We start from the raw sequence: 26469 nt of genomic DNA on the forward strand, positions 1-26469 counted from the left end.
CGCAGCGGAGGCGCGGGGCATCCACGCCATCGCACGTGCTCTACGTCGCGGAAGCGAGCGTCCCGTAGGAGTGGAGCTGGATGCCTCGCTCGGCGAGCCGCGCCTTCACGCGGGCACTCGTGAGCGCCTCCAGCTCCGCCTGCCAGCCGTAGGTCCACGCCGGGTCCTCGGGCACCTGCGGTGTGCCCTCGCCAGGGTGACAGCCCACCTCGAAGTCTCCCGCCGGCATCGCGTCCAGCACCGCCAGCAGCGCGGCCTCATCCAACCGGCCCGCCTCGAACACGCCGCCCGCGCTCACCCTACGCACGCCGTGCCGAGCCCGGGGCGCCGTGCGCGCCAGCACCGTGAGCAGCGTCGTCTTCAGCGCGGGGCCCGGCGTGCGCAGCCACCGCGCGCGGGGCAGGGCGTCCGGCCAGCGCACGGGGAGCCGCTCCCGCGCGGCCATCGCCTCGACCATCGGCCGGATGCCGGGCAGCAGGTGCAGGTGCTGGTGTCCATCCAGGTGGTCCACCACCACGCCCAGCTCCCGCGCGCGCCGAAGCTGCCACTCCAGCTCCAGCTCCACCTCCGCGCGCCGCACCTTGCCCGTCAGCCACGCCTTCGCGAACTCCGCCCAGCTCGCACGCAGCCGCCCGTCAGGCGCCACCGTGGGGACCCGGTGCGCGCCCGCCGCGGGCTCGAGCCGCGTGGACAGCGCCAGGTGCAACCCCACCGCGAGCCCCTGCCCGCGCGCACGCGCCGCGGCCTCGGGCGCCGTCGGCCCCATGGCGAGCAGCGTGGCGCTGGTGACGATTCCCTCGCGGTTCGCGCGGAGGATGCCCGCGTCCAGGGACGGGTGCAGCCCCAGGTCATCCGCGTTGACGATGAGGCGCCGGGGCCGCGTGCTCACGGACGACTCAGCCCCGCGCCGAGCGGCTGTTCGCGGTGCGCAGCGGCTGCACCGACGGCGGCAGGCGCACCGGCTGCGACGGCGGCGCGGGCTTGCGCGTCTCCGGGTAGAGCTTCACCAGCTCCTTCACCATCTTCACGATGACCGACGGCGAGGCCAGCGTGGACACGCCACGCGTGCGCGGGAAGTAGTCCACGCCCATCTGGAACACGCGGAAGCCCTTGCGGATGGCCTTCACCACCAGCTCCGCGTCGATGAACGAGCCCTGGCTCTTGAGCTCCATCGACTCCAGCACCCGCCGGTGCATCACCTTGAAGCTGAAGTTGACGTCCTTGATCTGGATGTCGAACAGCGCCCGGATGAGCATGTTGTAGACGAACGAGTAGACGATGCGCTTGGGGCCCTCGCTCGTGCGGTCGAACCGGAAGGCGCAGATCATGTCCGCCTCCAGGTAGTCCATCAGGTGCAGCGAGCGCTCCAGCTCCCGCAGGTCCCACGGCAGGTCGATGTCCGAGTAGACGACGATGTCCTTGGTCGACGCCGCCAGCCCCGTGCGCATCGCCCCACCCAGCTTCAGGTTCACCGGATGGTTGATGACCCGCAGCTGCGGAATCCGCTTCGCCATCCCTTCCGCAATCTCCTGCGTGCGGTCCGTCGACGCGTCGTTGACCACGATGATCTCGAAGTCGTCCGTCAGCTGCGGCAGCGCCTCCAGCGCCCGACTCACCGCCCGCTCCACGTAGTCCTCCTCGTTCCATGCGGGGAGGAAGAGGCTGATGCTGGGGTACTTGGCCACGACGGACCTCGATGCTCGGAGAAGGGGATTCCGGGCGGCTCGGTAGCAAGGCCCGGGTCCTAAATCAATCAGGGGGCTCCCACTCGCGAACACCCCTGTGCTACCGTGGAATCACCATTTTACGGGGACACTGTGACCTCTAGGCCTCATACCCTGCTGGTGGTGGATGAAGCGGAGTCAACCCTGGCCCGCCTCGCGAGGGCCCTCGGTCCGGAGGACTACTGCCTCCGTCTGATTTCCCCGGGCCCGGAGGTGGGCCGGCTGGCGAGGGAGGTGGACCTGGTGGTGTGGGTGGGCGGAAGACAGGTCACCGGTGACTGGCTCGACAAGCTGCTGGGCCAGGAGGGCCCGCCAGGTCCTCCGGTGATGGTTCTGACCCCCCGGGAACCTCGCGAGTCTTGGCTGGAGGCGCTCACCCGCGGCGCTGAGGTCATGTTCGACCCATGGGACGTGGAAGAATTACGGGCGCGGGTGGCCCGGTGCCTGACGGTCCACGCCCGATTTTCGCAGCTATCCAACCAGGTGGGTGAGCTGCAGCGGCTGTCCTCGACGGACGGGCTGACGGGGGTCCACAACCACCGCCACTTCCAGGAGCGGCTGCGCGAGGAGTTCCGCCGGGCCCAGCGCTACGATGACCCGCTGTCGCTCATCCTCATGGACCTGGACCACTTCAAGCAGGTCAACGACAGGCATGGCCACACCACGGGGGACGGCGTCCTGAGAGAGGTGGCGGCGGCGCTCCAGCAGAGCGTGCGGGAGACGGACCTGGTGGCCCGCTACGGAGGCGAGGAGTTCGCCGTCCTGCTGCCGCGCACCCACCTGACGGGCGCGCTCACCGTGGCGGAGCGTGTGCGCAAGGATTTGGCGACCCTGCAGGTAGGGCCCCAGGGCTCGCTCCGGGTGACGGCGTCGCTGGGCCTCTCCAGCTTCCCCCACCGCACCGTCCTCAGCCCCGAGCAGCTGCTGCTCACCGCCGACGAGGCCCTCTACCGGGCCAAGGCGGAGGGCAGGGACAGGGTCTGTCTCCATTCTCAAATGCCCCTGTTGCCGCCCAATCCCTCGCAGGGCGAGTGACCTGGGTCAAAGACCCTGGGTTGGTATTGACCCATAAGGATGGGGGGAGTCTAGGATGACCCCGCTCCTCGATTGTCGGGGAGTCGAATCATCCCGTGATTCCATGGGTTTGCGACGCCCCACCGGCTGGCAGACACATTGCAAATGTCATGGGACGGAAAGAATCCCATGGGCCCCCTCGCCGCACAGATCACTCAGACGGAAGCAGCGCCGCGCGGGCGGCTGCTGCTCGTGGACGACGAGGAGAACATCCTCAAGTCCATCCGGCGGGTGCTGCGCCGGGGGGACTGGGACATCGAGACGGCGACGGACGCGGAGCAGGCGCTGCGCACGGTGGAGGCGTTCCGCCCCGAGGTCGTCATCTCCGACTTCCGGATGCCGGGCATGAACGGGGTGGAGTTCCTCACCCGGGTGAAGCAGCAGGAGCCGCGCGCCCAGCGCATCATGCTCACCGGCCAGGCGGACCAGCAGGCCATCGAAGAGGCCATCAACCGCTCGGAGATCTTCCGCTTCATCTCCAAGCCCTGGAACGACAGCCACCTGGTGCTGACGGTCAAGAGCGCGTTCGAGCAGTACGCGCTGCAGGCGGAGAACGAGCGGCTGTACCGGGTGACGACGGCGCAGAACGCGGAGCTGAAGCTGCTCAACGCGGACCTGGAGGAGCGCGTCGCCCAGCGCACGCGGATGCTCAGCCAGGCCAAGCGCGAGTGGGAGCTGTCGTTCGACTGCATGGAGACGCCGCTGTGCGTGGTGCGCGGGCGCGACTTCGCGGTGCGGCGGGCGAACCTGGCGTACGCGCACGTGGCGGGGCGCTCCATCGAGCAGATTCCGTCCGACATGGCCTGCTACCGGTATCTCTTCGGTCGCAACGAGCCGTGCACGGGCTGCCCGCTGCCGGCGGCGATGGAGAGCGGCAAGGGCGCGCGCGGAGAGGTGCAGCAGGGGGGCAGGACGTACGTGGTGGCCGCCTACCCCATGGCGGGGGACGAGCGGGTGGTGTGCACCTATCGCGACGTCACCGAGGAGCAGGCGATGACGCGCCGGCTCATCGAGACGGAGAAGATGGCGGCGGTGGGGCAGCTGGCGGGGGGCGTGGCGCATGAAATCAACAATCCGCTGGGGGGCATCCTGGCCTTCGCCCAGCTCATGTCCCGCGACGCGGGCCGCAGCGACGCGGACCTGGAGTCCCTGGGGCTGATTGAAGAGAGCGCGCTGCGGTGCAAGCGCATCGTCGAGAGCCTGCTGAAGTTCAGCCGGCACAGCCGCGTGGAGGACCGGCGGCTGTTCGACTTGTCGCGGTGCGTGGAGGACGCGGCGGTGCTCTTCCGGGCGCAGCTGAAGACGACGCCGCGCGCGGAGCTGTCGCTCGATTTGAAGGACGGGCTTCCGAAGGTTTATGGCGACCCGGGCACGCTCGCGCAGGTGGTGTTGAACCTGCTGCAGAACGGCCTGCAGGCGCTTCCAGAGCGTGTAGGCCAGCTCAAGCTGGAGACGGGCCGTGAGGGTGACCGCTGCTTCTTCGCGGTGACCGACACGGGGTGCGGCATCGAGGAGAAGCACCTGCCGCGCATCTTCGAGCCCTCCTTCACCACCAAACCCCCCGGTGAAGGCACCGGGCTGGGCCTGTCCATCGCGTACCGCATCGTCCAGGACCACGGGGGCAGCTTCCACGTCGACACCCAGGTGGGCGCCGGCTCCCGTTTCACCGTCTTCCTGCCCATTCCCCTGCAGCTCGAGAGGTTGCCGTGAACCAAGTCAAGCGCGCCAAAGTCCTCGTCGTGGATGACGATTCGGTCGTCCTCAAGGCCGTGACGCAGATTCTCCAGCGCGAGGGCCACCCGGTGGTGGCCATTGATGACGCGGTGGAAGGTCTGACGGCGGCCAAGGACCCGACCATCGACGTCGTCGTCCTGGACATCAAGATGCCGAACCTGTCCGGCATGGACCTGCTCCGCGGCATCAAGGCCGAGCGTCCGGACGTGGAGGTCATCATGATGACGGCCTTCGCCACCGTGGAGACGGCGGTGGAGGCGGTGAAGGCGGGCGCGTACGACTACCTCACCAAGCCGTTCGAGAACATCGACGAGGTGAGCCTCACGGTGGCCAAGGCGGCCGAGCGCAAGGCGCTCAAGGACCGCACCCGCGCGCTGGAAGAGGCGCTCACCGTGCGCAGCCAGTTCGAGGACCTCATCGGTCAGTCGCCGCAGATGCGCTCGGTGTTCAAGCTGGTGGAGACGGTGAGTCACTCCACGGCCACGGTGCTCATCCAGGGTGAGAGCGGCACGGGCAAGGAGCTGGTGGCGCGCGCCATCCACTACCGCAGCTCGCGCAAGGACAAGCCGTTCGTCGCCGTCAACTGCTCGGCGCTGACGGAGACGCTGCTGGAGAGCGAGCTGTTCGGCCACGTGAAGGGCAGCTTCACGGGCGCCACGGGCAACAAGAAGGGCCTGTTCGAGGCGGCCGACGGCGGCACCATCTTCCTGGACGAGATTGGCGACGTGCCGCCGGCGACCCAGGTGCGTCTGCTCCGCGTCCTCCAGGAGGGCGAGGTCAAGCGGGTGGGCGCCAACGAGCCGGTGAAGGTGGACGTGCGCGTCATCGCGGCCACGCACGTGGACCTGTCGCGGGCGAAGGAGCAGGGCAAGTTCCGCGAGGACCTGTTCTACCGGCTCAACGTCATCACCATCGACCTGCCGCCGCTGCGGGACCGTCCGCAGGACGTGCCGCTGCTGGCGCACCACTTCCTGAAGCTGTACGCGTCCAAGGCGGACAAGAAGGTGACGGGCATCTCCCCGCGCGCGATGGAGGCCCTGACCTGCAACCGTTGGACGGGCAACGTGCGCGAGCTGGAGAACGTCATCGAGCGCGCGGTGGTGCTGACGGGCAATGACGTCATCGACGTGGAGGATTTGCCGCCCGGCTTCCAGTCGGCGCCTCAGGCCGACTCGGCGGTGGAGGTGTTCAGCCTGGCGCACCTGCCGTACGCGCAGGCCAAGCGCCTGGCGATGCGGGCGTTCGAGCGGCGCTACCTGTCGGCGCTCCTGGAGAAGAACAACCAGAACGTCTCCAGCGCGGCGCGCGCCGCGGGCGTGGACCGCTCCAACTTCCGCCGGCTGCTCAAGCAGTACGAGGTGGCGGGCCGCTCCATGAAGCCGCGCGTCCTCAAGGACGACGAGGGCGCTGAGCCGCTCGAGGCCGCGTCGTAGTCGCGACGGGACGAACTGGATGAACTCCTGGCGCTGGTGAGGGACTCCCTCACCGGCGCCTGTTCGTTACGAGAGGCCTCACCCTTCGTCTTCGCCCGGCTCACGCGCACGCTCCGCGAGCTGGCGCTGGATGTCCTCGTACCGCTCCGCCAGTCGCGCCTCCTCGCCGTTGCGAGTCGGCGTGTAGAAGCTCCGTGAGCGCAGCTCGTCGGGCAGGTAGTCCTCGGGGACGTAGTTGCCCTCGAAGTTGTGCGGGTACTTGTAGCCGCCGCCGTAGCCCAGCGACTTCATCAGCTTCGTGGGCGCGTTGCGCAGGTGCATCGGCACGGGCAGCGCGCCCTCCTTCGTCACGGCCTCGCGCGCGGACGTGTACGCCGTCAGCACCGCGTTCGACTTGGGCGCCAGCGCCAGGTACGTGACGGCCTGCGTGAGCGGCAGCGTGCCCTCCGGCAGGCCCACCAACTGGAACGCCCTCAGCGCGTCCACCGCCACGCTCAGCGCGCGCGGGTCCGCGTTGCCGATGTCCTCCGACGCGAAGATGACCATGCGCCGGAACAGGAAGATGGGGTCCTCGCCCGCCTCCAACATCCGCGCCATCCAGTACAGCGCCCCATCCACGTCACTGCCGCGCATCGATTTGATGAAGGCGCTGATGACGTTGTAGTGCTCCTCGCCGCCCTTGTCGTACAGCAGCGTCTTCTGCTGGAGCGCCTCCTCCGCGGCCTTGCGGTCCACGTGTGCCCCCGCATGCGCCGCGGCCACCTCCAGCCCCGTCAGCGCCTTGCGCGCATCCCCGCCCGCCGACGCCGCCAGGAACTCCAGCGCGTCGTCGTCCGCCGTCACCCGTCCTCCCAACCCGCGCGTGTCCAAGAGCGCCCGACGCAGGAGCGCCACCAGCTCCTCGTCCTCCAACCCGCGCAGCGTGACGACCCGACAGCGAGACAGCAGCGCCGCGTTCACCTCGAACGAGGGGTTCTCCGTCGTGGCGCCGATGAGCGTCACCGTGCCCTTCTCCACGTGGGGCAGCAGCGCGTCCTGCTGCGCCTTGTTGAAGCGGTGGATTTCGTCGATGAACAGGAACGTCCGCTGGCGATGCAGGTTCCAGCGCTCCTGCGCCCGCGCCACCGTCTCGCGGATGTCCTTCACCCCCGCGAGCACCGCCGACACCGAATCGAACGCGGCGCCCGTCGAGCGCGCCACCAGCCAGGCGAGCGTCGTCTTGCCCGTGCCGGGAGGGCCCCAGAGGATGAGGCTCGGGACCTGGTCCGCCTCCAGCGCCCGACGCAGGAACCGGCCCTCGCCCGTGAGGTGCTCCTGACCGACGAACTCATCCAGGGCGCGCGGCCGCATGCGCTCGGCGAGGGGCGCCCGGCGGGCCTGCTCCTTCTGTCCCGCGTGTTCGAAGAGGTCCATGGACCCCTCAAAGCTAGCGCCCCGGAGGCGGGCACGCCGGGGCGTCTGTCCGGTGGGCGGGGCCTTCGACAATTCAGGGGAGCGCCCGGGCGCCTGGCTGGATTATGAAGCAGGCTGCGTGCAGACCCTCGTCATCGTCGCGAAGAAGGACAACCCCGAGGCGGTGGCCCTGGCGTCCCGCATCCGCGAGACCTACCCGCACCTCACCATCCTGGGAGACCGCTCCCTGGCCCACGAGCTGGGCTGGCCCCGGGTGGAGGACCGCGAGCTGGCGGCGCGCGCGGACCTCACGGTGGTGCTCGGCGGGGACGGCACCCTCATCTACGCGGCGCGGCTGCTCGGCGGACGCGGGGTGCCCATCCTCGGCGTCAACCTGGGCAGCCTGGGCTTCATGACGGAGGTCCCCGTCGAGGAGCTGTTCACCACGCTGGAGGAAGTGCTCGCGGGCCGCTTCCAGGTGGACTCCCGCATGAAGCTCACCTGCCGGCTGATTCGCGGCGGACGCGTGCTCATCGAGGACGAAATCCTCAACGACGTGGTCATCAACAAGGGCGCGCTGGCGCGCATCGCCGACCACGAGACCTCCATCGATGGCGTGCCCATCACCACGTACAAGGCGGACGGCGTCATCCTCGCCACGCCCACGGGCTCCACCGCGTACTCGCTGTCCGCCGGCGGCCCCATCGTCCATCCGTCCGTGGACTGCACGGTGCTCTCGCCCATCTGCTCGCACGCGCTCACCCAGCGCTCCATCGTCGTGCCCGCCGACCGCACCATCCGCATCACCCTGCGCAGCGAGACGGCCGACACGTACCTGACGCTGGACGGACAGACGGGCCACGGCCTGCAGGGCGGTGACTGCATCGAGGTGGTGCGCTCGGCCAACCGGGTCAACCTGGTGCGCAACCCGCGCGTGGCCTACTTCTCCATCCTCCGGCAGAAGCTCCACTGGGGCGAGCGCTGACGGACGCTCCGTGTTCCTGTTCCTCTCGAAGGTGCTGGACCTGTTCCTGGCGCCGCTCACCTGGGCGCTGCTGCTCATCCTCGTGAGCCGGCTGCCCCGGCTGCGCCCCGCGCTCGCCCGAGGGCTCCTCGTCGCGGGGGTCGGGGTGCTCTACGTCTTCTCCACCGAGGCGATGTCCACGCTCTTGACGTACCAGGTGGAGGAGGGGGCCCACGACACGTTCCAGCCCGGCGAGCCCTACGACGCCGTCATCGTCCTGGGTGGAGGACTGGACCCCTCCGCGATGGAGCGCTCGGGGCGGCTCGAGTTCAACGCCGCGCCGGAGCGCATCCTCCGGGGCTATGACTTGATGCGCGAGGGACACGCCCGCTTCGTGCTCATCTCCGGCGGCTCGCTGGACCCGCGCCCCACGGCGGTGGTGGAGGCGGACGTGCTCTCGCGCATGCTCCAGGACTGGGGCATCCCCGCCGAGCGCATCGTCACCGAGGGCCAGAGCCGCAACACGCGCGAGAACGCGGTGGAGTCCGCGCGCATCATCCAGGAGCGCGGCTGGAAGCGGCTGCTGCTGGTGACGAGCGCGGCCCACATGCCCCGGGCGCAGGGGTGCTTCGCCGCGGTGGGCCTGCGCCCGGACACGCTGCCGGTGGACGCGAGGATGCCGGCCTTCCGCATGGGCCGGCTCGGGTGGCTGCCCCGCGCCGGAGCGCTGTCGCAGAGCACGGACGTGCTCCGGGAGCTCGCGGGGCGCGTCGTCTACCGGCTCCGGGGTTGGACTTCGCCCTGACGTGTCAGCCCGCGGCGAGTCGTCGAGGCACCTCTTCCACGGGGGCGGTGCGCTGGACGGCCTCCTCCCGCAGCCACGCGAGCGTCGTCAGCCGGTCCTCGTCGAGGATGCGCTGGGTGGTGACGCGGTCCGGGTAGCAGCGCATGAACATGTGCGTGAAGTGCGTGCCGTAGTGGATGAACTCGTCGCGCGTGGGGTCCTTCAGCGGGCGGACGCAGGCCTCGAAGTGGGGCTCGTGGAAGTACGCCATCGCGAAGCGCTCGCGTGAGGCGAGCACCACCTTGTGCGGCGTCGACAGCAGATAGCCCCGCGTGAGGAACTGCAGGATGTCTCCGGGGAAAACCGTCAGCACGTCGGGGACGGGCTTCACGAAGGTCCACGGCTCGTCGTGCTCGTACATGCCCGCGGAGCTCTCGCCCTGCAGCCAGTTGCGCTTGCGCGGCTCGCCCTCGACGGGCGGGCGGACCCACAGGCCGCCCACGTCGTCCTGCGCGGCGATGACGAGCATGCCGTAGTCCGTGTGCGCGCCGATGCCTCGCGTCGTTGCGGGAGAGCGTGCGGGAAAGCGCAGCACGCGCATGTGATGCCAGCCGTCCTTCGTCAGCGCGGTGAGCGCGTCGATGTCCAGGCCCAGTCCCAGCGCGGTGAGCCGCAGGAGCCGCTCGCCCGCGGAGCCGAGCTCCTCGGTGTGCGCCGTCATGCCCAGCCGATAGGCCTCGTCCGGCCAGGGCGCCGGGCCATGGCAGGGCCAGCCGGAGTGCACGCGCGCGTCGGTGAGGGGCACGTCCTTGCAGACGGTGAAGACCTCCGAGTAGTCGGCCTCGCCCGCGGTCAGCTCCTCGCCAGAGGCGACGTAGCCCGAGTACGTCGAGTCACTCACGCAGCGCTGCTTCTCCTCCAGCGGCTGACGGAAGAAGCGCCGGCTCAGCTCGAAGGCGTCACGGGCCTTGTCCGCCTGCGCGGGGCTCATGCGAATCTGGAAGATGCCGTCGCGTCGCCAGGCGCGAATCATCGCGAGCCCGAGCGCGACATCGGTTTCACTTCCACTCACGACGTGCGGCAAACGGAATGTCTCCAACTCGGCCATGGGCGCTCCCGGGTGGGGGTGGGCTGGGGGCGCTCCCGGAAACAAGCTGGCCGAGTCGGAAGATGCGGCGGGGGCGCTCCGCCGGCGCGCGAGTGGAGCAATCCCTCGCGTTCATCGCCAGACACGGGGCCAAATCCACCCAGGTTTCGGGCGGTCAGATTGTCGGGAAGTGGATGTGTGGGCGCGCGAATTCCGCCCAGGGTTTATTTCAGGGGAGGCGCGGGGCGGCGCGCATCGCGTGAGAGCGTCGCGCCATCCAGCCGGATGATGCGGCCCTCGGCCTTCGCGCGCGGCGCGGGCTTGCCCGTGCGCAGCGCCTGCGCGAGCAGGTCCAGCGGCGTGCGCCCGTCCTTCATCGCGGGCGTGGAGGGCAGCCCCTTGAGCATGTCGTAGCCGTCCTTGCCGCTGGTGAGGAAGCTCAGCGTGGCGAGCCGGTACGTGGCCGCGTCGTCGAGCGGCTTGCCGTTCACCTTCACGTCGACGACGCGCGAGCCCGGCGGCTTGCGTGCGTCGAAGGTGAAGCGCATGCCGGAGACCTGGAGGAAGCGGCCGGGGCGCGCGTCCTCGCGGCTCAGGCTGACGCCGTTCTCCAGCGCGGCGCGCAGCGTGGCGCCGGGAATCTCCACCACCACCAGCTCGTCGGTGTAGGGCATCAGCGCGTGCAGGTCCCTGCGCGTGAGCGTGCCGGCGGGGAGGATGGTGTCGGCGCGCAGCGCGCCCCCGTTGACGAAGGCCACCTCGGCGCCGGCCGCCTCGCGGAAGATGTCCGCGACGAGCGAGCCCAGGTTCGTCTCGCGCGAGCGCACCTGCGTGCCGCGGGCGTCGAGCGCCACGGGCGTCCTGCCCACCGGCTCCGCGAGCCTGGCGAACAGCGCCTCATAGGGCTTCATGGCCGCGTTGAACTCCGCGTCCTCGGGCACCTTCTTCGTGACGGGCAGCCGCGCCCAGGACACCTTGCGCACCTTGCCCGTGGCCGTGTCCACGTCCAGCGTGAGCCGGCCCAGCTCCAGCGCGTCCGCGGGCACCTTGAAGATGGGCGTGCCGGTGGTGCGGTCATTCGCGCCCACGTGGTCATGCCCGCCCAGGAGGGCGTCGACCTTCACGCACCTCGCCAGCTGCCGGTCCTGCGCCAGCTCCAGGTGCGTCAGGCCCACCACCACCTGCGCCCCGTCCTCGCGCAGCTTCGCCACCGCCTCCCGCGCCGCCTGGCAGAAGTCGGTGAACAGCGTGTCGGGCCCCGCCTTCGTCGAAGTCTTCGTCTCCGGCAGCACCACGCCGAACAGGCCCACGCGCACGCCACCCAGCTCCCGCACCTCGTACGCCTTGACGCCCTCGAACAGCGCGCCCGTCTTCCCGTCGACGACGTTGGCGCCCAGCCAGGTGAAGCGCGACTGGCGGATGCGCTCCTTCAGCACGTCGTCACCGAAGTCGAACTCGTGGTTGCCCAGCACCGCCGCGTCCAGCCCGAGCGCGTTCCACGCGTCCACCATGTGCCGGCCCTTGAGCGCCTTGCCGTCCACCTCCAGCAACGACTCCACCGACGGGGACAGCGTGTCGCCGCCCAGGAGCGTCAGCACGTGCGGGGCAGGCGACTCGCTCAGCACCCGCTTGCGCAGCGTGGCCACCCGCGCCAGGCCCCCCCGGCCCCCGTGCTCCTGCTGGGGCTGCACCTGGTACACGTCCGCCAGGTGGAGCAACGTCAGGCGCGTGGTGCCCGCGGGCGCCGCGCCCTGGCCGAGGCCCGGGGCCAGCGTCAGGAGCAGCGCGAGCGGCAGGAGCAGGGCCCCACGTCGGGCCAGCGCTGTCGTCGTCGTCATCGCGAGTCGTTCTCCAGGGGCGCCCGCACGGCGCCGGGCTCGCCGGAGTAGCGCACTCACGCGACGAACGCGAGCACACCCGCCTTCACCTCAGGCCCCTGAGTCACGACCATCCCAGGACAGCCAGGAAAACCGCCGCAGTGTGTCATGGGTGAAAGTTGCAGAAATCTGATGAAGCCGGTTTGCCCGTACTTCACTGCGATTGCTAGGACCCGCCCTGAACAACCCTAGGGAGGTCGTCACCATGCGACACAACACGTGGAGCGCGCTGCTGTTGGCCGGCTTGTTGGGCTGCGGCGAGAGCGCGCTCGAGAATCAACAGCGCTCCGGTGAGGAGACAGCGGAGGTCGTTCAGCGGCTCGGCCCCTCGGGGCGACCGGGCATGGGCGCCACCATCTACTCGGGGGGCGTGACGTTCCGGACGTGGGCGCCGCTGGCGCAGAAGGTCTTCGTCGCGGGCGACTTCAGCGGCTGGGGCTGGATTGAGCTGGGCGGCGAGGGCAACGGCAACTTCTCTGGCGACGTGGCGGGCGCGGTGAAGGGCCAGAAGTACAAGTTCGTTACGCGCAACGCCTGGGGTAGCGACGCGTGGCGCGCGGACCCTCGGGCGGCGTGGCAGGAGAACTCCACGGGCGCGAGCATCATCTACGACCACGGCGAGTACTGGTGGAACGCGCAGCAGTTCAGCACGCCGGGCTTCAACGAGATGGTCATCTACGAGATGCACGTGGGCACCTTCCACGACTCGCCGGGCTGGGGGCCGGGCAACTGGAACAGCGCCATCGCGAAGCTCGGCTACCTGCAGGACCTGGGCATCAACATGGTGAAGGTGATGCCGGCGTACGAGTTCGCCGGCGACTTCTCCTGGGGCTACAACGTGGCCTTCCCGTTCGCGCCGGAGAGCGCCTACGGCTCGCCCAACGACATGAAGCGCTTCGTGGACGAGGCGCACATGCGCGGCATCGGCGTCATCTTCGACGTGGTGCACAACCACTGGGGGCCGAGTGATTTGCCCATGTGGTGCTTCAGCGGCAACTGCCTGAACAACGGCGGCGAGTACTTCTTCGATGACGGTCGCAAGGTGACGCCGTGGGGCAACACCCGCCCGGACTACGGCCGTGCCGAGGTGCGCGCCTACATCCGCGACTCGATGATGAATCTGCTCGACAACTTCCGGGGCGATGGCCTGCGCTGGGACGCCACCAAGTACATGCGCACGATTGATGGCACGGGTGACATCCCGTCGGCGTGGCAGGTGTTCCGCTCCATCAACAACGAAATCAACACGCGCAACGGCTACAAGATCTCCATCGCCGAGGACTTCGGTGGCGGCAACTCCATCACCGACAACGCGAGTGGCGACTTCGCGGGAGGCGCGGGGTTCGACGCGCAGTGGTCCGCGGAGTTCGTGCACCCCATCCGCGCGGCGGTCATCGAGCAGAACGACGCCAACCGGAACATGGGCGCGGTGGCGGCCGCGATTGGCCAGAGCTTCAGTGGCCGGACGCACGCGCGCATCATCTACTCGGAGAGCCACGACGAGGTGGCCAACGGCCACAGCCGCGTGCCGGAGGAGATCTGGCCGGGCAACGCGGGGAGCTGGGCGTCGAAGAAGCGCTCCACGCTGGCCGCGGGCATCACCATGACGTCGCCGGGCATCCCGATGATCTTCCAGGGGCAGGAGATTCTGGAGAACGGTTTCTTCTCCGACCAGGACCCGGTGGACTGGCAGAAGCTCACCGACTTCGGTGGCATCCACAACCTCTACCGCGACCTCATCCGCCTGCGCCGCAACTGGAACAACAACACGCGCGGCCTGCGCGGGGGTGGCCTCAACGTCCACCACATCAACAACACGAACAAGGTGATTGCCTACCACCGGTGGGAGAACGGTGGCCCGGGCGACGACGTCATCGTCGTGGCCAACTTCAGCAGCACCACGTTCAACAGCTACAACATCGGCTTCCCGCGCACCGGCACCTGGCACCTGCGCTTCAACAGCGACTGGAACGGGTACTCGGGTGACTTCGGCAACACCCCGTCGGCGAACACCACGGCATACAGTGGCGGCAAGGACGGCATGGGCAACAACGCGTCCTTCGCCATCGGGCCCTACTCGCTGCTCATCTTCTCGCAGTAGCGCGTGGAGGACGCATCCGGGCGCCCGGAGTCACTTGGGGCGCCTGGAAGCTCCTCACACGGTGTAGCGGCGGCCCTGCTGGAGCGGCTCGATGACGCTCGCGGCCGTGTCGAAGTCGTCGGGGTAGTGGATGAGGCGCATGCGGGCGCGCAGTCCCTCCGGCAGCGCGGCGAGCTTCTCGTAGGGCGTGTGCACGCCGTAGTTCGTCTCGTGGATGACGAGGTCCGCGCGGGACAGCCAGTCGATGAGGCCCTCGTCGAAGGCGGTGTCCGCGCTGTAGCCCAGGCACCGCCCGCCCGCGTGGATGCGCAGCGCGGTGGTGGGCACGTGGTGGTACGTCATCCGCGCCTCGATGAGGAAGGGCCCGTGGCGCACGGCCGACTCGGTGGAGAGGGGCGTGTGCTCGAAGTAGTCCTCGAAGTGCTTGGGGTTGGGGGCTTCTCCGCGCTTCTCGATGAGGCACTCCATGCCCGCGGCCAGGTGGCCTTCCCACAGGCGCTCGGCGACGTCCGGGTGCGCGAGCAGCTCCAGCTTCTTTCGCAGGATGAAGAAGGAGAAGTAGCCCAGGCCCTCCAGGCCCGAGGAGTGGTCCGCGTGCAGGTGGGTGAGGGCCACGGCGCTGACGCGGTCCACGTCCAGCGGGACGCCGGACGTCAGTGACGCCTCGCGCATCATCTTCCGGATGGGGTGGGGACAGTCGATGAGGAGGACCTGGTCCTCGACCTCCACGGCCAGGCACGAGGAGTAGTGGAGCGCGGAGAAGGCGTCACCGACACCCAGGGGGATGAAAGTCATGCTCATGGCTGGCTCCGGTGGGACGGGTGGAGACGCTCGCGCAGCTTCGCCGCGACGGCGGGAGGACAGAAGTCGGAAACGTCCTCGCCCCGGAGCACGCGCGCCTTGAGGCCGCTGCTGCTCACCTCGGCGAGGTGTGCTTCCGCGGGGAGGAAGAGGGTGGCGAGCTCGGGCGCGAGCACGCGGTTGTTGTGCGCGAGCTCCGTCTCGAACTGGGCGTCGGTCGCGCCCCGGACGCCGCGGAGCAGGACGCTGGCGCCGATGGCCCGCGCGTAGTCGACGATGAGCCCTTCGGTCCACGCCACGGTGACGTTGGGGTGGGGGGCCACGGCCTCTCGCACCAGGGCGACGCGCTCGTCGGGGGACAGGAGCGTGTTCTTCGCGGGGTTGATGGCGACGATGACGACGACGTGGCCGAACAGTCGCGCGGCCTGGCGGACGACGGACAGGTGCCCGGCGGTGACGGGGTCGAAGCTGCCTGCGTAGACGGCGATGGTCATGGCGACACCTCGGGTGTTCCGGGCGTGAGCGCTTGTGACTTCGGGAAGGCGATGGTGACGAAGAGGGTGCCCGCGACGCAGAGGGCCGCGGCCAGGAGGAAGTGGCCCGTGTAGCCGAGGGCCTGTGCGCTGAAGCCGCTGAGGGCCGCAGCGGCGCCGGTGGCGAGCACGACGAGCGAGGCCTGCACGGTGTAGTCGGTGGCGGCGTGGTCGGGACGGCAGACGTCCATCATCGCGGTGAAGACGGCGGCGGTGGCCATGCCGCTGGCCACGTGCTCCACGGCGCAGACGGCGGTGAGCCAGGGCAGGCCCGACACGGTGCCGCTGGAGACGAGCGCGTACAGGAGCACGGCGGTGGCCTGGATGACGCCGAACAAGAGCAGGGCTCGCTTGCGTCCGAGCTTCACCACGAGGCTGCCGCCGAGGAGCGCGCCCACCAGTCCCGCGGTGAAGCCCACGATTCCGAGCAACCACGCGATGTCCGTGAGCGTCAGGCCCCGGTCCACGAGGAAGGTGCGCAGCATGCCCGTGGCGAGTGCTTCACCGGCCTTGTAGACGACGAGCAGGGCGAGCCACGTCCCCGCGCCCGGGCGGCGCACCCACCAGCCGAGGCCCAGGCTCACGCGGGGTGGAGGCTCGGAGGGAGGCTCGTGGTAGAGGGCCACGGGGATGGTGGCGACGAGCAGCATGAGGCCGAGGGCCACGAGGGTGGGGCGCCAGCCCGCGGCATCGAAGACCGCGAGCATCACGCCGCCGCCCAGGATCATGCCCACGCGGTAGGCGGCCACCTGCACGCCGTTGCCCCAGCCGCGCTCGGAAGGGGAGAGCAGCGTCACCGCGAGCCCGTCGGTCGCCACGTCCTGCGTGGCCGCGAGCAGGTTGACGCCGAGCACCGCGGCGAACAGGACCTGCGTGCTCACGGTGGTGTCGGGCAGCGCGAGCGAGAGCAGCAGGCCCGCGCTCAGGCACTGGAGCGGGAGGATGTAGCCGCGCCTGAGGCCCCAGCGCGCCGAGCCGTGCCGGTCCATGTACGGCGCCCACAGGAACTTCAGCGCCCACGGGAGCGCGAGCAGGTGCGACAGGCCGATGGCGGGCAGCGACAGGCCCTGGTGGCGCAGCAGCACCGGGAGCGCCTGGGTGAAGAAGCCGAAGGGCAGGCCCTGCGAGAGGTAGAGGCTCGACAGGAGCCCGAGCTTCGTCACCGTGCCCAGGTCGGGGCTCGCGACGAGGCTCGCTCCAGGGAGCATCGTCGAAGGTGTGAGCGTGTCTTCGCGTTGTCCGCGCCCGCTGGGCGGGGTTGGGAGGGCGCTCATGCGAGCCTCCGCGCGGACATGGCATCGCGCGACGTCGTGTCGCGGCAGCCTGTCGCCGCGATGCGCCGAGCGAGGGCCGCGACGGGCGTGGGCCCCGTGGCATGGGTGTCGTCGCATCGCGCAACGCCGGGTTCCCGGCCACCGGTCCAGTGTGGGAGGAGCGGGCTCATGCCTCCTCCCCATCCAGCACACCCGCGGCCATGCGCTTCACGGTGTTCGCGGCCGTACCCGCGGGCACCAGGCCCGGCGCGCTCGCCGAGAGCACGAAGTAGCCCTGCACCGCCGCGAAGAGCCCCGCCGCCAGGGCCCGCGCCTTGCGCTTGCCCACGCTCGCCGCGACCAGCGACTCCAACTGCTCCAGGTCCGCGCGCACCACCTGTTCATAGGCCGCGCGGACCTCGGGCTGACGGATGGCCTCCGCGCTGATGGTGACCCAGCCCGCGACCGCGCTCGCATCTGCGTCGGGCCCCAGCGAGAGGAACGCGTCCACGAACGCGTCCACGCGGCCCCGGGTGTCCTCGGGCGCGAGCTTCGCGAGCTTCGCGGCCACCCGCGCACGGCCCCGCGCCGCGAGCTGCTCCACCAGGACGAGCAGAATCTCCTGCTTGTCGCTGAAGTGGTAGTGCACCAGCCCCGGGCTCAGCCCCGCCGCCTTCGCGATTTCGTTGACCGAGGCCCGCTCGTAGCCCCGCTCGGACATCACGCGCAAAAGGCCGGCGACGATTTGCTGGCGGCGCTCCTCGGTGTTGGACGGACGGGGCATGGTGGCCTTGTTTGTTGGTTGTGTGACCAACTTATAAACAGGCGAGCGGAAGTCGTCAACCCGTCCTCGGGATGGAGTGGGCTCACCGTGGGGTGGAGAGGTCCCCCGTCTGGACCGCGGTGTGTCGCCCCGAGACGAGGGCCTGGATTCCCGTCGCCACCAGCGCCGGCACCTCCAGCGAGGGCAGGTGGCTGACGGCGGGGAGCTTCATGACGTGGAACCAGGGGTGCCGCACTGCGAAGGCCACCTGCGTCTCCAGGTAGTCGTGCGCGTCCGGTTGCGCGTACAGGTGCAACGTGGGCGTGGGCGGATTCAGTCCCGCGAGCGCCCGCAGGGGCGAGCCCTCCCGGGCATAGGCCGCCGCGATTTCGCGTGCCGCGCGGGCCCACATCTCCTCGGAGAACTCGAGCATGTCCTCGTGGATGACGCGCAGCACGTCCTCGTGCTCCACGCCGCGCGTCCACTCCTTGAACAGCGCGTCGCGCGTGCGTCCCCAGCGCTCCGACATGAGGCCGCGCAGCGTCGCGAGGAAGGGCGGTGGCGGCTCGGTGACAATCCAGTCCAGCAGGACGAGCTGGGGAACCCGCTCCGCGCCCAGCTCCCGGCGCAGCTCCAGTCCGAAGAAGCCCGCGTGGGACACCGTCACCGGCACCACCTGCTTCGCGCCGCTGGCCTCCACCACGGCCTTCAGGTCCTCGAGCACCGTGCCGCTGTCGAAGTCGCCCTCGCCTTGCTCGGAGTCGCCGTGGCCCCGCAGGTCGACACAGAGGATGCGGTGTCGCGCGGAGCAAAGGGGGACCAGGGGCGCGAAGACCTCCCGGCGCGTGCACCAGCCGGGGATGAAGAGCAGCGTGGGCTCGCCCTCGCCGACGTCGTCGAAGCGGATGCGGGCATCGCCGGTGGAGCGCACCTCGGGCATGTCTCCCCCTGTGGAACGAGGCTTCTCGTCAGAGGGTGGACACCTGAATGGAGCGTCGCAGCAGGCGAGCGGGGAAGGGGCGGGGGCCCGGGTCGGCCCTTGCCTCAGAACGTCAGCAGGCTCGTCACGGGCGTCGGCGCCAGGCGTTTGCCACCGTCGAGGAAGCCCAGGTGGATGAGGAAGCTGAAGCCGACCAGCTCTCCACCCAGCCGCTTCACGAGCCGCCCCGTGGCCTCCGCCGTGCCGCCCGTGGCGAGGACGTCATCCACCACCAGCACGCGCTCACCCGGGGCCAGGGCGTCCTCGTGTATCTCCAGGCCGTCCGCGCCGTACTCCAGCGAGTAGCGCTCGACGACGGAGCGATAGGGCAGCTTGCCCGGCTTGCGCGCGGGGACGAAGCCCGCGCCCAGCGCGAGGGCCATGGGCGCGCCCAGCAGGAAGCCCCGCGCCTCGACGCCCACCACCTTGGAGATGTGCTGTCCCCGGAAGGGCGCGGACATGGCGTTGATGACGCGGCCGAACAGCCTCGGGTCGGCCAGCACGGGGGTGATGTCCTTGAAGACGATGCCGGGCTTGGGGAAGTCCGGCACGTCGCGCAGACGGGCCTTCAGGTCATCGACGAGGGTGGTGTCGGCGAGGCTCGCGGCGGGCAGGGTCATGGGAAGAGCTCGGGGTTGACGCAGTGAGGAGGCCGCTGTCCGTCCAGCGCGGCCAACAGGTTGTCCACCGCCATGGAGGCCATGCGCCCCCGGGTGGCGTGTGTGGCGCTGGCGATGTGGGGCGCCAGCAGGACGTTGGGCAGGCCCAGCAGCGGACTGTCCGAGGGCAGCGGCTCGGGGTCCGTCACATCCAGGGCCGCGCCGCCCAGGCGGCCCTCGCGCAGGGCCTCGACGAGCGCGTCCGGGTCCACCACGCCGCCGCGCGCGGTGTTGACGAGCAGCGCCCCGGGCTTCATCGCCGCCAACTCCTCGCGTCCCACCCAGTGCCGCGTCTGGGGCGTCAGCGGCACGTGCAGGGTGAGGATGTCCGCTTCGGAGAGCAGCGTGGCCTTGTCCACCCGCCGGGCCCCCGTCTCCTGCTCCAGCGCGGGCCTGGGCTCGCGGCCCACATAGAGGATGCGCATCCCGAAGCCCCTCGCGCGCCGGGCCACCGCCGAGCCGATGGCCCCGGGGCCGACGATGCCCAGCGTGGCGCCGTACACATCCGTCCCCAACAGGAGGGTGGGGCTCCAGGTGCGCCAGTGCCCCGCCCGGACATGGGCGTCCGCCTCCGCCACGCGCCGGGCGAGGCCCAGAATCAGCGCGAAGGCGAAGTCCGCGGACGTCTCCGTGAGGGCGCCGGGGGTGTTACCCACCACCACCCGCCGTTGCGTACAGGCCGGTACATCGATGTTGTCGTAGCCGACGGCCACGTTGCTGACCGCCCGCAGGCTGGGGGCCTGGGCAAGCAGGCGAGCGTCCACCCGGTCCGTCAGCAGGGTGACGAGCCCCTGGGAGCGGGCCGCCTCGGCGAGCAGGGTGTCACGGGAGGGTGGCAGCTGCTGGGGCCAGACGTGGAGGTCCACGAGCCTGCCCAGTCGCCCGAGGGCCTCCCCGGGGAGCTGGCGGGTCACGAAGACACGGGGGCGGACGGTCCGGGTCATGGCGAACGTTGATGCTCTCATAGCCTGATGCCGGTGGCTGCTTCCGCTGGCGGACTCATCCACATTTCCCGCGAGCGGGAGCCCCCTTGCTGTGCTAGTGGCAGGGGTTCCCCGGCGCTAGGAGCCTGGGGCCTGTGCCAGCCGTGCAATCCACCGCCGACATCCGAGACGCCCTCCCTCCTCAGGACACCCAGTGGCTCAGGGCCCTGAAGGCCGAAGTCCAACCCACCATCTTCAAGAAGGGCCGGGAGGTGGCGGAGTCGCGCCGCGTCTTCGGGCTCCAGCGCGAAGGGGACCACATCCGCGCGCAGGTCGCCGGTTCCACCGGCGAGCGCTATGAAGTCGTGATTGCGCTGGGGGACGGCAAGGCCACGTCCACCTGCACCTGTCAGTCGTGGAACGCGGATGGCCCCCACTGCAAGCACGTCGTCGCCGCGGCGCTCATCTATGCCGCGCGCTTCCGTCCTCCGCCTCGCCCGCAGCCGGTGGCGCCCCAGCCCGTGGAGCAGCAGCCACAGGCCACCGCGTCCGGCGCCAGCAACGAGGTCGTGGACAACGAGGTCCCCATCGAGCCGGACTCGCCTCCGGTGGACGCCGCGAACCTGCCGGCGCTCGCCAAGGTGGAGAGCTGGCTGGGCCTGTCCTCGCAGCCGGACTACGAGTTCTTCTACCGGCTGACGGCGGCGAACACGAACGCCGGTACCCGTCAGTGGGTGGTGGACGTGCGTCGTCAGGACGCGCAGACCAAGGGCCCCATCCACGTCAAGCGCACGCTGCAGACGGGCGGGCGGCTGTCCCCGGCCGACGAGCGCGTCTTCATGGCGCTCTCCCGCCACGAGCACCGCTACGACTCGCGCCTGGTGCTCTCCGACGAGGACCTGAGCGAGGTGATGGACATCCTGCGCCAGCGCCGGGTCATCTACCGGGGCACCGCGCTCATCAACACGGAGACGCCCGTGCGCCCGCAGATCCGGCTGGAGTCCCGGCCGGACGGCGCCACGGCGCGCATCGAGCTGCTGTTCCCGGACGGGGGCAGCTTCTCGCTCAAGGACGTCATCATCCTGTCGGGGCGGCGCACCTGGGTCATCCAGGCGCAGAACCTCCACCCGGTGGAGCCGGACTTCCCGCCGCGCCTTTTGCGCAAGTGGCTGCTCGAGCCCAACATGTCCTTCCCCTCGGGACAGCTGGACCGGGTGCTGACCTTCTTCGCCGCGCACCTGCCGCGCTTCCGCATGTCGCTGAAGGCGGACGACATCGAGGTCGACGAGGCGGTCGAGCCGCACTTCGTGCTGACGCTCGAGGGCAACCCGGAGAAGGTGAAGGTGCAGCTGGCCGCGCGCTACGGGCAGACCACGGCGCCGGTGTCCCCCACGGCCACGCACCTGGGCTACGCCAGCGGCGTGGGCGGGGACAGCCGCAAGCTGTACCGCCGCCGCGAGGACCTGGAGCGCGCCGCGGGCAAGCAGTTGCTCGATTTGGGCCTGCGCTTCGAGCAGCAGTCGCAGGCTTTCGACGCGACGGGTGACGTGGCGCTGGAGTTCTGGGCGCGGGGCCTGGCGTCCTTGCCGGCGGAGTGGGAGCGCTTCGGCGTGCAGGCGCCCAAGGTGCGGCTGCGTCCCAAGCTCAAGCCGCGCATCCGCGTGGGCATGAGCGGCGTGCAGTGGTTCGACCTGGACGCGGAGTTCGTCACCGACGACCAGGCGGTGGACCTGGGCGCGGTGCGCATGTGGCTGGACTCGGGGCGGCGCTTCGTGCCGCTCAAGGACGGCACCTTCGCGGAGGCGGACGCCGTCGAGCTCAAGCGCGTGGCGGACCTCCTGGAGGAGGCGGGCGCCATGCCGGGCCGCTCGCGCACGCGGCTGCCGCTGCACCAGGCGGTGGCGTTGGACCTGCTCGCGGACCTGGGGGAGTTCACCGAGGTGGAGGCGAAGGCGCGCCAGGCAATGCTGGAGCTGCGCGAGACGGCGGGCGTGCCGAAGGTGGCGGTGCCCGACGGGCTGCAGGCGACGCTGCGTCACTACCAGGAGGCGGGCCTGTCCTGGCTCTGGTTCCTGCGCCGCCACGGCCTGTCCGGCATCCTCGCGGACGACATGGGTCTGGGAAAGACGGTCCAGTCGCTCAGCCTCTTGCAGAAGATGGCCAACGAGGAGGGCCGCAAGCCGTCGCTCGTGGTGGCGCCCACCAGCGTGCTCGCCAACTGGGAGCGCGAGGCGGAGCGCTTCACGCCGGGCCTCAAGGCCATGGTGTGGCACGGGCAGGACCGCAAGGAGCGCGCCGAGGACCTCAAGGGCATGGACCTGGTGCTCACGTCCTACGCGCTGGTGCGACGCGACTTGGACCAGCTGTCCCAGGTGGGCTTCCGCTTCGTCATCCTGGACGAGGCGCAGAACATCAAGAACGCGGACAGCGCCACGGCGCAGGCGTGCAAGTCGCTGCCGAGCGACACGCGCCTGGCGCTCACCGGTACGCCGCTGGAGAACCGGCTGTCGGAGCTGTGGAGCATCTTCGACTTCCTGATGCCGGGCTTCTTGGGCAGCGCGGACAGCTTCGGAGACCGCTACGAGCAGCCCATCCAGGTGGCCAACGACGCGTCGGCCCGGGACAGGCTGCGCCGCCGCATCCAGCCCTTCATCCTGCGCCGCTTGAAGACGGAGGTGGCCAAGGACCTGCCGCCGAAGACGGAGAGCGTCGCGTGGTGCGAGATGGAGCCCGGCCAGGCCGCGCTCTATCGGGAGGTGATGGAGGAGAGCAAACGCAAGGTCAGCGAGAGCATCGAGAAGGTCGGCTTCAAGCGCAGCCGCGTGTCGATTCTGGCCGCGCTGATGCGCCTGCGGCAGGTGTGTTGTGATCCACGCCTGCTCAAGCTGCCTCCCGGGACGCTCTTGCCGCCCAGCGCGAAGGTGGAGCGCTTCCTGGAGCTGGTGGAGGACCTGGTGGCGGAAGGCCACCGCGCCCTGGTGTTCAGCCAGTTCACGGAGATGCTGGAGCTGCTCAAGCAGGAGGCGGACAAGAAGGGTCTGCGCTACCTCTACCTGGACGGTCGCACCAAGGACCGCATGGGCAAGGTGGACGAGTACAACCGCCCGGACGGACCGCCCCTGTTCTTCATCTCGCTGAAGGCGGGCGGCACCGGCCTCAACCTCACGGCGGCCGACTACGTCATCCACTTCGACCCGTGGTGGAACCCCGCCGTCGAGGACCAGGCCACGGACCGTACGCACCGCATCGGCCAGACGCGCGCGGTCATCAGCTACAAGCTGATTACCCGCGGCACGGTGGAGGAGAAGATCCTCTCCCTGCAGCGTCGCAAGCGCGACCTCGCCGCGGGCGTCCTCGGTGGGGAGGGCGACGAGATGGCCCGCACGCTCACCGAGCAGGACATCCAGGAGCTCTTCACCGAGACCTGAGTCGGAACAAAGGGTTGGGGCTCCAACGGGCCCCGCCCTCACCCGCCCTCCGTCCGTCCGGTTGGGCTGAATGCCTGTGCAGTGTCAGGGGGACCTGTTAGGGTGTTCAGTGCCAGGGCCGTCGTACGGACATTGGAGGGCGCGCGTGCTGCTGGGTCTGCGGATTTCGAACGTGGCGGTGATCGAGGAGGTGGAGGTGGCGTTCGGAGCCGGCCTCACCGTCCTCACGGGTGAGACAGGTGCGGGCAAGTCCATCCTCGTGGATTCATTGGGCTTGCTGCTGGGAGGGCGGGCGGACGCGGATGTCATCCGCGCCGGCTGCGAGGAGGCGTCCGTGGAGGGCGTCTTCGCGCGGACGCCAGTCCTGGGCACACGCCTGGAGGAGCTGGGCCTGCCGGACCTCGGGGACGAGGTGCTGGTGCGCCGGGTGCTGGGGCGCACCGGGAGGGGCAAGGTCTACGTCAACGGCGCGCTGGTGACGGTGGGCGTGCTCGGGAAGCTGACGCGGGGGGCGGTGGACCTCGCCGGACAGCACGAGCACGTGAGCCTCTTCGACTCCGGCCTGCACCGGGTGCTCCTGGACAGGTACGGGGAGATGGAGGCGCCGCTGGCGACCTACTTCGGGGAGTACCAGGCGCTGCGGGAGGTGGACGCGCGCATGGAGGCCCTGGGCGGGGACGAGGCGAAGGTGCGCGAGCGCGCGGAGTTCCTGCGCTTCCAGCTCGACGAAATCTCGCGCCTGGACCCGGAGGCGGGCGAGGACACGCGGCTGGACGCCGAGCGCAAGCGCCTGTCGAGCGCGGAGAAGCTCAAGCGCCACGGGGCGGAGGCGGAGCTGCTGGTGGCCGGCGACGAGTCCTCGGCGCTGGAGACGGTGGGCCGCGCGCTGGGGCTGGTGCACGACGCGGTGAAGTGCGACGCGACGCTTGCGCCCGTGGCGCAGTCGCTGAGCACGGCGCTGTCGGAGCTGGAGGAGGCGCAGCGGCGGCTCAACCGGTACGTGGAGGGCCTGGAGTCGGACCCGTCGCGCCTGCGGGACGTGGAGGAGCGGCTGGATGGCCTGAAGCGGCTGTGCCGCAAGCACGGCGCCACGCTGGACGGCGTGCTCAAGAAGCGCGGCGAAATCGAGGCCGAGCTGGGCACGCTGGAGAACCGCCAGGAGGTGCTGGAGGAGCTGGCCTCGGAGCGCCGCAAGGTGGAGGAGCGCGCGCGCAAGGCGGCCCTGGCGCTGTCGCGGGCCCGCACGAAGAGCGCGGTGGAGTTCTCCGCGCAGGTGCGCGAGGGCCTGGGGCACCTGGCCATGGGCAAGGCGGCCTTCGAGGTGCGCGTGACGCCTGGAGAGGTGCTGCGTCCGGACGGCCTGGACGACGTGGAGTTCTTCTTCAGCGCCAACCCCGGCGAGCCCGCCCGGCCCCTGGCGAAGGTGGCCTCGGGCGGCGAGGCGAGCCGACTGCTGCTGGCCCTGAAGCGGGCCCTGGCGGACAGCGACGCGTGCGGCTCGTACGTGCTGGACGAGGCGGACGCGGGCGTCAGCGGCGCGATTGCCGACGTCGTCGGGCGGATGATCAAGGAGGTGAGCGGCCACCGTCAGGTGCTCTGCATCACCCACCTGCCGCAGGTGGCGGCCTACGCGGACGCGCACCTGCTCATCCGCAAGGCGGTGAAGGGCGAGCGGACCGTCTCCCAGGTGACGGTCCTGGCGGCGGGCAGCGAACGGACGCGGGAGCTGGCCCGGATGATGTCCGGCGTGGAGGTGACGCGCGAGGCGCTGGGGGCGGCGGAGGCCCTGGTGCGCTCGGCCCACCGTTCCCTGGGGGCGCCCAGGACCCGCCGGGAGTCCGGACCCGAGGGAGGACCCCGGGGACGCCTCAGGCGGACGGCTTGACGCGCTGCAAGGTCATCCGTGTCCTTGCCCCATCCTTGGGTCTCACATAGCATCCTTGGTGTGTCCAACACCGCAGGGCAGACCGCGGCCTCCCGCCTCAAAGTCGTTTCCGCTGGCCTGACGGACGTCGGGCGGAAGCGTAACCACAACGAGGACAGCTTCCTCATCGACGATGAGCTCCAGCTCTACGTCGTGGCGGACGGCATGGGCGGTCACGCGGGAGGTGGTACCGCGTCGCGCATCGCCGTCGAGACCATCGACAAGGAGCTGCGCCGGGCACGGGAAGGAAAGGACAACCCCTTCCTCTCCGTGCCTCACCTCCAGGACTCACCGATTCCGGAGGCGCTGCGCACGGCCGTGGAGAAGGCGTGTCTGGCCATCTACACGGCGGCGCAGGAGGACCCACGCCTGTCCGGCATGGGCACCACCGTCATCTCCCTGGTGGTCCGCGAGGAGCATGCCTTCTTCGCGCACGTGGGAGACAGCCGCGCCTACCTCATCCGGGGCGACCTCATCCAGCAGATCTCCGAGGACCACTCGCTGGTCAACGAGCAGATCAAGGCCGGGATGATCACGCCGGAGGAGGCCAAGCACTCCCGCTACAAGAACATCATCACCCGCTCCGTCGGCTTCGAGGAGGAGGTGCAGGTGGACGTCATGGGCCTCGTTTCGGAGCCCAACGACGTGTTCCTGCTGTGTTCGGACGGGTTGGCCAACATGCTCGAGGACAAGGAAATCCACGAGGTGGTGGCCCAGGCGAAGTCCTTCGAGGACATCCCCAAGCGCCTCATCGACTTCGCCAACGAGCGCGGCGGCGACGACAACATCACCGTCATCCTGGTGCGGGTCGCCGCCTGACGGCGACTCACGAAGTGGTGGCCGGCAAACACCTCGTCAGGTCTCTGTTGACCTTGACACTCTTGGAAGCTGAATGGTAGCTGCCCAAACGTTTCCAATCCTGACAGACGCCGTCAGGTGACGGAGCTGGAGGGGTGTGGCGGTGGGGGGAGGTGTTGAGCGCCGGGGAGCGACTTAGCTTCTGGCGCCGGATGTCCCACGCAAGCAGGGAGCTGTC

At 70.0% G+C, this 26469-nt stretch carries 21 protein-coding genes; 9 read left to right on the forward strand and 12 right to left on the reverse strand.

Annotated elements, in window-relative coordinates; all coding sequences use genetic code 11:
• Nucleotides 1–40: 40 nt before the first annotated feature.
• Both K8625_RS04525 and K8625_RS04530 read right to left on the reverse strand, forming a co-directional pair.
• Nucleotides 41–889: a ChbG/HpnK family deacetylase gene (locus tag K8625_RS04525; RefSeq protein WP_223781931.1), complete on the reverse strand. Its 849-nt coding sequence runs from the start codon at nt 887–889 to the stop codon at nt 41–43.
• Nucleotides 890–896: 7 nt separating this feature from the next.
• Entirely contained in the window at nt 897–1685 is a 789-nt protein-coding gene (locus K8625_RS04530) for a glycosyltransferase family 2 protein (protein ID WP_223745340.1), read from the reverse strand.
• Between the two features lie 132 nt (nt 1686–1817).
• Between K8625_RS04530 and K8625_RS04535 the strand changes: the two genes are divergently transcribed.
• From K8625_RS04535 to K8625_RS04545, 3 genes are all read left to right on the forward strand, one after another.
• On the forward strand, nt 1818–2759 hold the full coding sequence (locus K8625_RS04535) for a diguanylate cyclase (RefSeq protein WP_223745341.1): 942 nt from the start codon (nt 1818–1820) through the stop codon (nt 2757–2759).
• 168 nt (nt 2760–2927) lie between these two features.
• On the forward strand, nt 2928–4508 hold the full coding sequence (locus K8625_RS04540; RefSeq protein WP_141322904.1) for an ATP-binding protein: 1581 nt from the start codon (nt 2928–2930) through the stop codon (nt 4506–4508).
• Entirely contained in the window at nt 4505–5965 is a 1461-nt protein-coding gene (locus K8625_RS04545) for a sigma-54 dependent transcriptional regulator (protein WP_141322903.1), read from the forward strand. The genes K8625_RS04540 and K8625_RS04545 overlap by 4 nt, the downstream gene beginning before the upstream one ends.
• Before the next feature lie 78 nt (nt 5966–6043).
• Here the strand turns inward: K8625_RS04545 and K8625_RS04550 are convergent, their stop codons facing one another.
• On the reverse strand, nt 6044–7378 hold the full coding sequence (locus tag K8625_RS04550) for a replication-associated recombination protein A (RefSeq protein ID WP_223781932.1): 1335 nt from the start codon (nt 7376–7378) through the stop codon (nt 6044–6046).
• Between the two features lie 118 nt (nt 7379–7496).
• Between K8625_RS04550 and K8625_RS04555 the strand changes: the two genes are divergently transcribed.
• Both K8625_RS04555 and K8625_RS04560 read left to right on the forward strand, forming a co-directional pair.
• Nucleotides 7497–8342, forward strand: coding sequence for an NAD(+)/NADH kinase (locus tag K8625_RS04555; protein ID WP_223745343.1), 846 nt, complete (start codon nt 7497–7499; stop codon nt 8340–8342).
• 10 nt (nt 8343–8352) lie between these two features.
• Nucleotides 8353–9126 (forward strand): YdcF family protein, encoded by a 774-nt coding sequence (locus K8625_RS04560; protein WP_223781933.1) that lies wholly within the window; start codon nt 8353–8355, stop codon nt 9124–9126.
• Between the two features lie 4 nt (nt 9127–9130).
• On the opposite strand, the gene K8625_RS04565 is transcribed toward K8625_RS04560, so the two are convergent.
• Nucleotides 9131–10189, reverse strand: coding sequence for a 2-oxoglutarate and iron-dependent oxygenase domain-containing protein (locus tag K8625_RS04565; RefSeq protein WP_223781934.1), 1059 nt, complete (start codon nt 10187–10189; stop codon nt 9131–9133).
• A 227-nt stretch (nt 10190–10416) separates the two neighbouring features.
• Nucleotides 10417–12030: a bifunctional UDP-sugar hydrolase/5'-nucleotidase gene (locus tag K8625_RS04570; protein WP_223781935.1), complete on the reverse strand. Its 1614-nt coding sequence runs from the start codon at nt 12028–12030 to the stop codon at nt 10417–10419.
• A 244-nt stretch (nt 12031–12274) separates the two neighbouring features.
• Here K8625_RS04570 and K8625_RS04575 point away from each other — a divergent pair, with 244 nt between their 5' ends.
• On the forward strand, nt 12275–14170 hold the full coding sequence (locus tag K8625_RS04575) for an alpha-amylase family glycosyl hydrolase (protein WP_223781936.1): 1896 nt from the start codon (nt 12275–12277) through the stop codon (nt 14168–14170).
• 54 nt (nt 14171–14224) lie between these two features.
• Here K8625_RS04575 and K8625_RS04580 read toward each other — a convergent pair whose 3' ends face one another.
• From K8625_RS04580 to K8625_RS04610, 7 genes are all read right to left on the reverse strand, one after another.
• Nucleotides 14225–14971: an MBL fold metallo-hydrolase gene (locus tag K8625_RS04580; protein WP_223781937.1), complete on the reverse strand. Its 747-nt coding sequence runs from the start codon at nt 14969–14971 to the stop codon at nt 14225–14227.
• On the reverse strand, nt 14968–15465 hold the full coding sequence (gene coaD, locus K8625_RS04585) for a pantetheine-phosphate adenylyltransferase (RefSeq protein WP_223745349.1): 498 nt from the start codon (nt 15463–15465) through the stop codon (nt 14968–14970). The genes K8625_RS04580 and coaD overlap by 4 nt, the downstream gene beginning before the upstream one ends.
• On the reverse strand, nt 15462–16778 hold the full coding sequence (locus tag K8625_RS04590) for an MFS transporter (RefSeq protein WP_223781938.1): 1317 nt from the start codon (nt 16776–16778) through the stop codon (nt 15462–15464). The genes coaD and K8625_RS04590 overlap by 4 nt, the downstream gene beginning before the upstream one ends.
• Nucleotides 16779–16944: 166 nt before the next feature.
• Nucleotides 16945–17541 (reverse strand): TetR/AcrR family transcriptional regulator, encoded by a 597-nt coding sequence (locus tag K8625_RS04595; protein WP_223781939.1) that lies wholly within the window; start codon nt 17539–17541, stop codon nt 16945–16947.
• An 82-nt stretch (nt 17542–17623) separates the two neighbouring features.
• Nucleotides 17624–18460, reverse strand: a complete 837-nt coding sequence (locus tag K8625_RS04600) for an alpha/beta fold hydrolase (protein WP_223781940.1) — start codon at nt 18458–18460, stop codon at nt 17624–17626.
• 104 nt (nt 18461–18564) lie between these two features.
• Nucleotides 18565–19119: an adenine phosphoribosyltransferase gene (locus K8625_RS04605; RefSeq protein WP_223781941.1), complete on the reverse strand. Its 555-nt coding sequence runs from the start codon at nt 19117–19119 to the stop codon at nt 18565–18567.
• Nucleotides 19116–20102, reverse strand: a complete 987-nt coding sequence (locus K8625_RS04610; protein ID WP_223781942.1) for a D-glycerate dehydrogenase — start codon at nt 20100–20102, stop codon at nt 19116–19118. The genes K8625_RS04605 and K8625_RS04610 overlap by 4 nt, the downstream gene beginning before the upstream one ends.
• Nucleotides 20103–20236: 134 nt before the next feature.
• Here K8625_RS04610 and K8625_RS04615 point away from each other — a divergent pair, with 134 nt between their 5' ends.
• The 3 genes from K8625_RS04615 (at nt 20237) to K8625_RS04625 (ending at nt 26252) form a co-directional block, all read left to right on the forward strand.
• Nucleotides 20237–23509, forward strand: coding sequence for an SNF2-related protein (locus K8625_RS04615; protein WP_223745355.1), 3273 nt, complete (start codon nt 20237–20239; stop codon nt 23507–23509).
• Between the two features lie 145 nt (nt 23510–23654).
• Nucleotides 23655–25394, forward strand: coding sequence for a DNA repair protein RecN (recN, locus tag K8625_RS04620; RefSeq protein WP_223745356.1), 1740 nt, complete (start codon nt 23655–23657; stop codon nt 25392–25394).
• 60 nt (nt 25395–25454) lie between these two features.
• On the forward strand, nt 25455–26252 hold the full coding sequence (locus tag K8625_RS04625) for a Stp1/IreP family PP2C-type Ser/Thr phosphatase (RefSeq protein WP_046715334.1): 798 nt from the start codon (nt 25455–25457) through the stop codon (nt 26250–26252).
• Nucleotides 26253–26469 lie beyond the last annotated feature (217 nt).

This window comes from Myxococcus sp. AS-1-15, from assembly GCF_020037055.1.
Taxonomy (GTDB): Bacteria; Myxococcota; Myxococcia; order Myxococcales; family Myxococcaceae; genus Myxococcus; species Myxococcus fulvus.

Bases quoted from the DNA above. Each gene is read 5' to 3' on its own strand.
- K8625_RS04570 (WP_223781935.1), bottom strand. From the start codon at position 12,030: ATGACGACGACGACAGCGCTGGCCCGACGTGGGGCCCTGCTCCTGCCG.
- K8625_RS04550 (WP_223781932.1), bottom strand. From the start codon at position 7,378: ATGGACCTCTTCGAACACGCGGGACAGAAGGAGCAGGCCCGCCGGGCG.
- K8625_RS04610 (WP_223781942.1), bottom strand. From the start codon at position 20,102: ATGACCCGGACCGTCCGCCCCCGTGTCTTCGTGACCCGCCAGCTCCCC.
- coaD (WP_223745349.1), bottom strand. From the start codon at position 15,465: ATGACCATCGCCGTCTACGCAGGCAGCTTCGACCCCGTCACCGCCGGG.
- K8625_RS04575 (WP_223781936.1), top strand. From the start codon at position 12,275: ATGCGACACAACACGTGGAGCGCGCTGCTGTTGGCCGGCTTGTTGGGC.
- K8625_RS04580 (WP_223781937.1), bottom strand. From the start codon at position 14,971: ATGAGCATGACTTTCATCCCCCTGGGTGTCGGTGACGCCTTCTCCGCG.
- K8625_RS04600 (WP_223781940.1), bottom strand. From the start codon at position 18,460: ATGCCCGAGGTGCGCTCCACCGGCGATGCCCGCATCCGCTTCGACGAC.
- K8625_RS04590 (WP_223781938.1), bottom strand. From the start codon at position 16,778: ATGAGCGCCCTCCCAACCCCGCCCAGCGGGCGCGGACAACGCGAAGAC.
- K8625_RS04605 (WP_223781941.1), bottom strand. From the start codon at position 19,119: ATGACCCTGCCCGCCGCGAGCCTCGCCGACACCACCCTCGTCGATGAC.
- K8625_RS04595 (WP_223781939.1), bottom strand. From the start codon at position 17,541: ATGCCCCGTCCGTCCAACACCGAGGAGCGCCGCCAGCAAATCGTCGCC.
- K8625_RS04540 (WP_141322904.1), top strand. From the start codon at position 2,928: ATGGGCCCCCTCGCCGCACAGATCACTCAGACGGAAGCAGCGCCGCGC.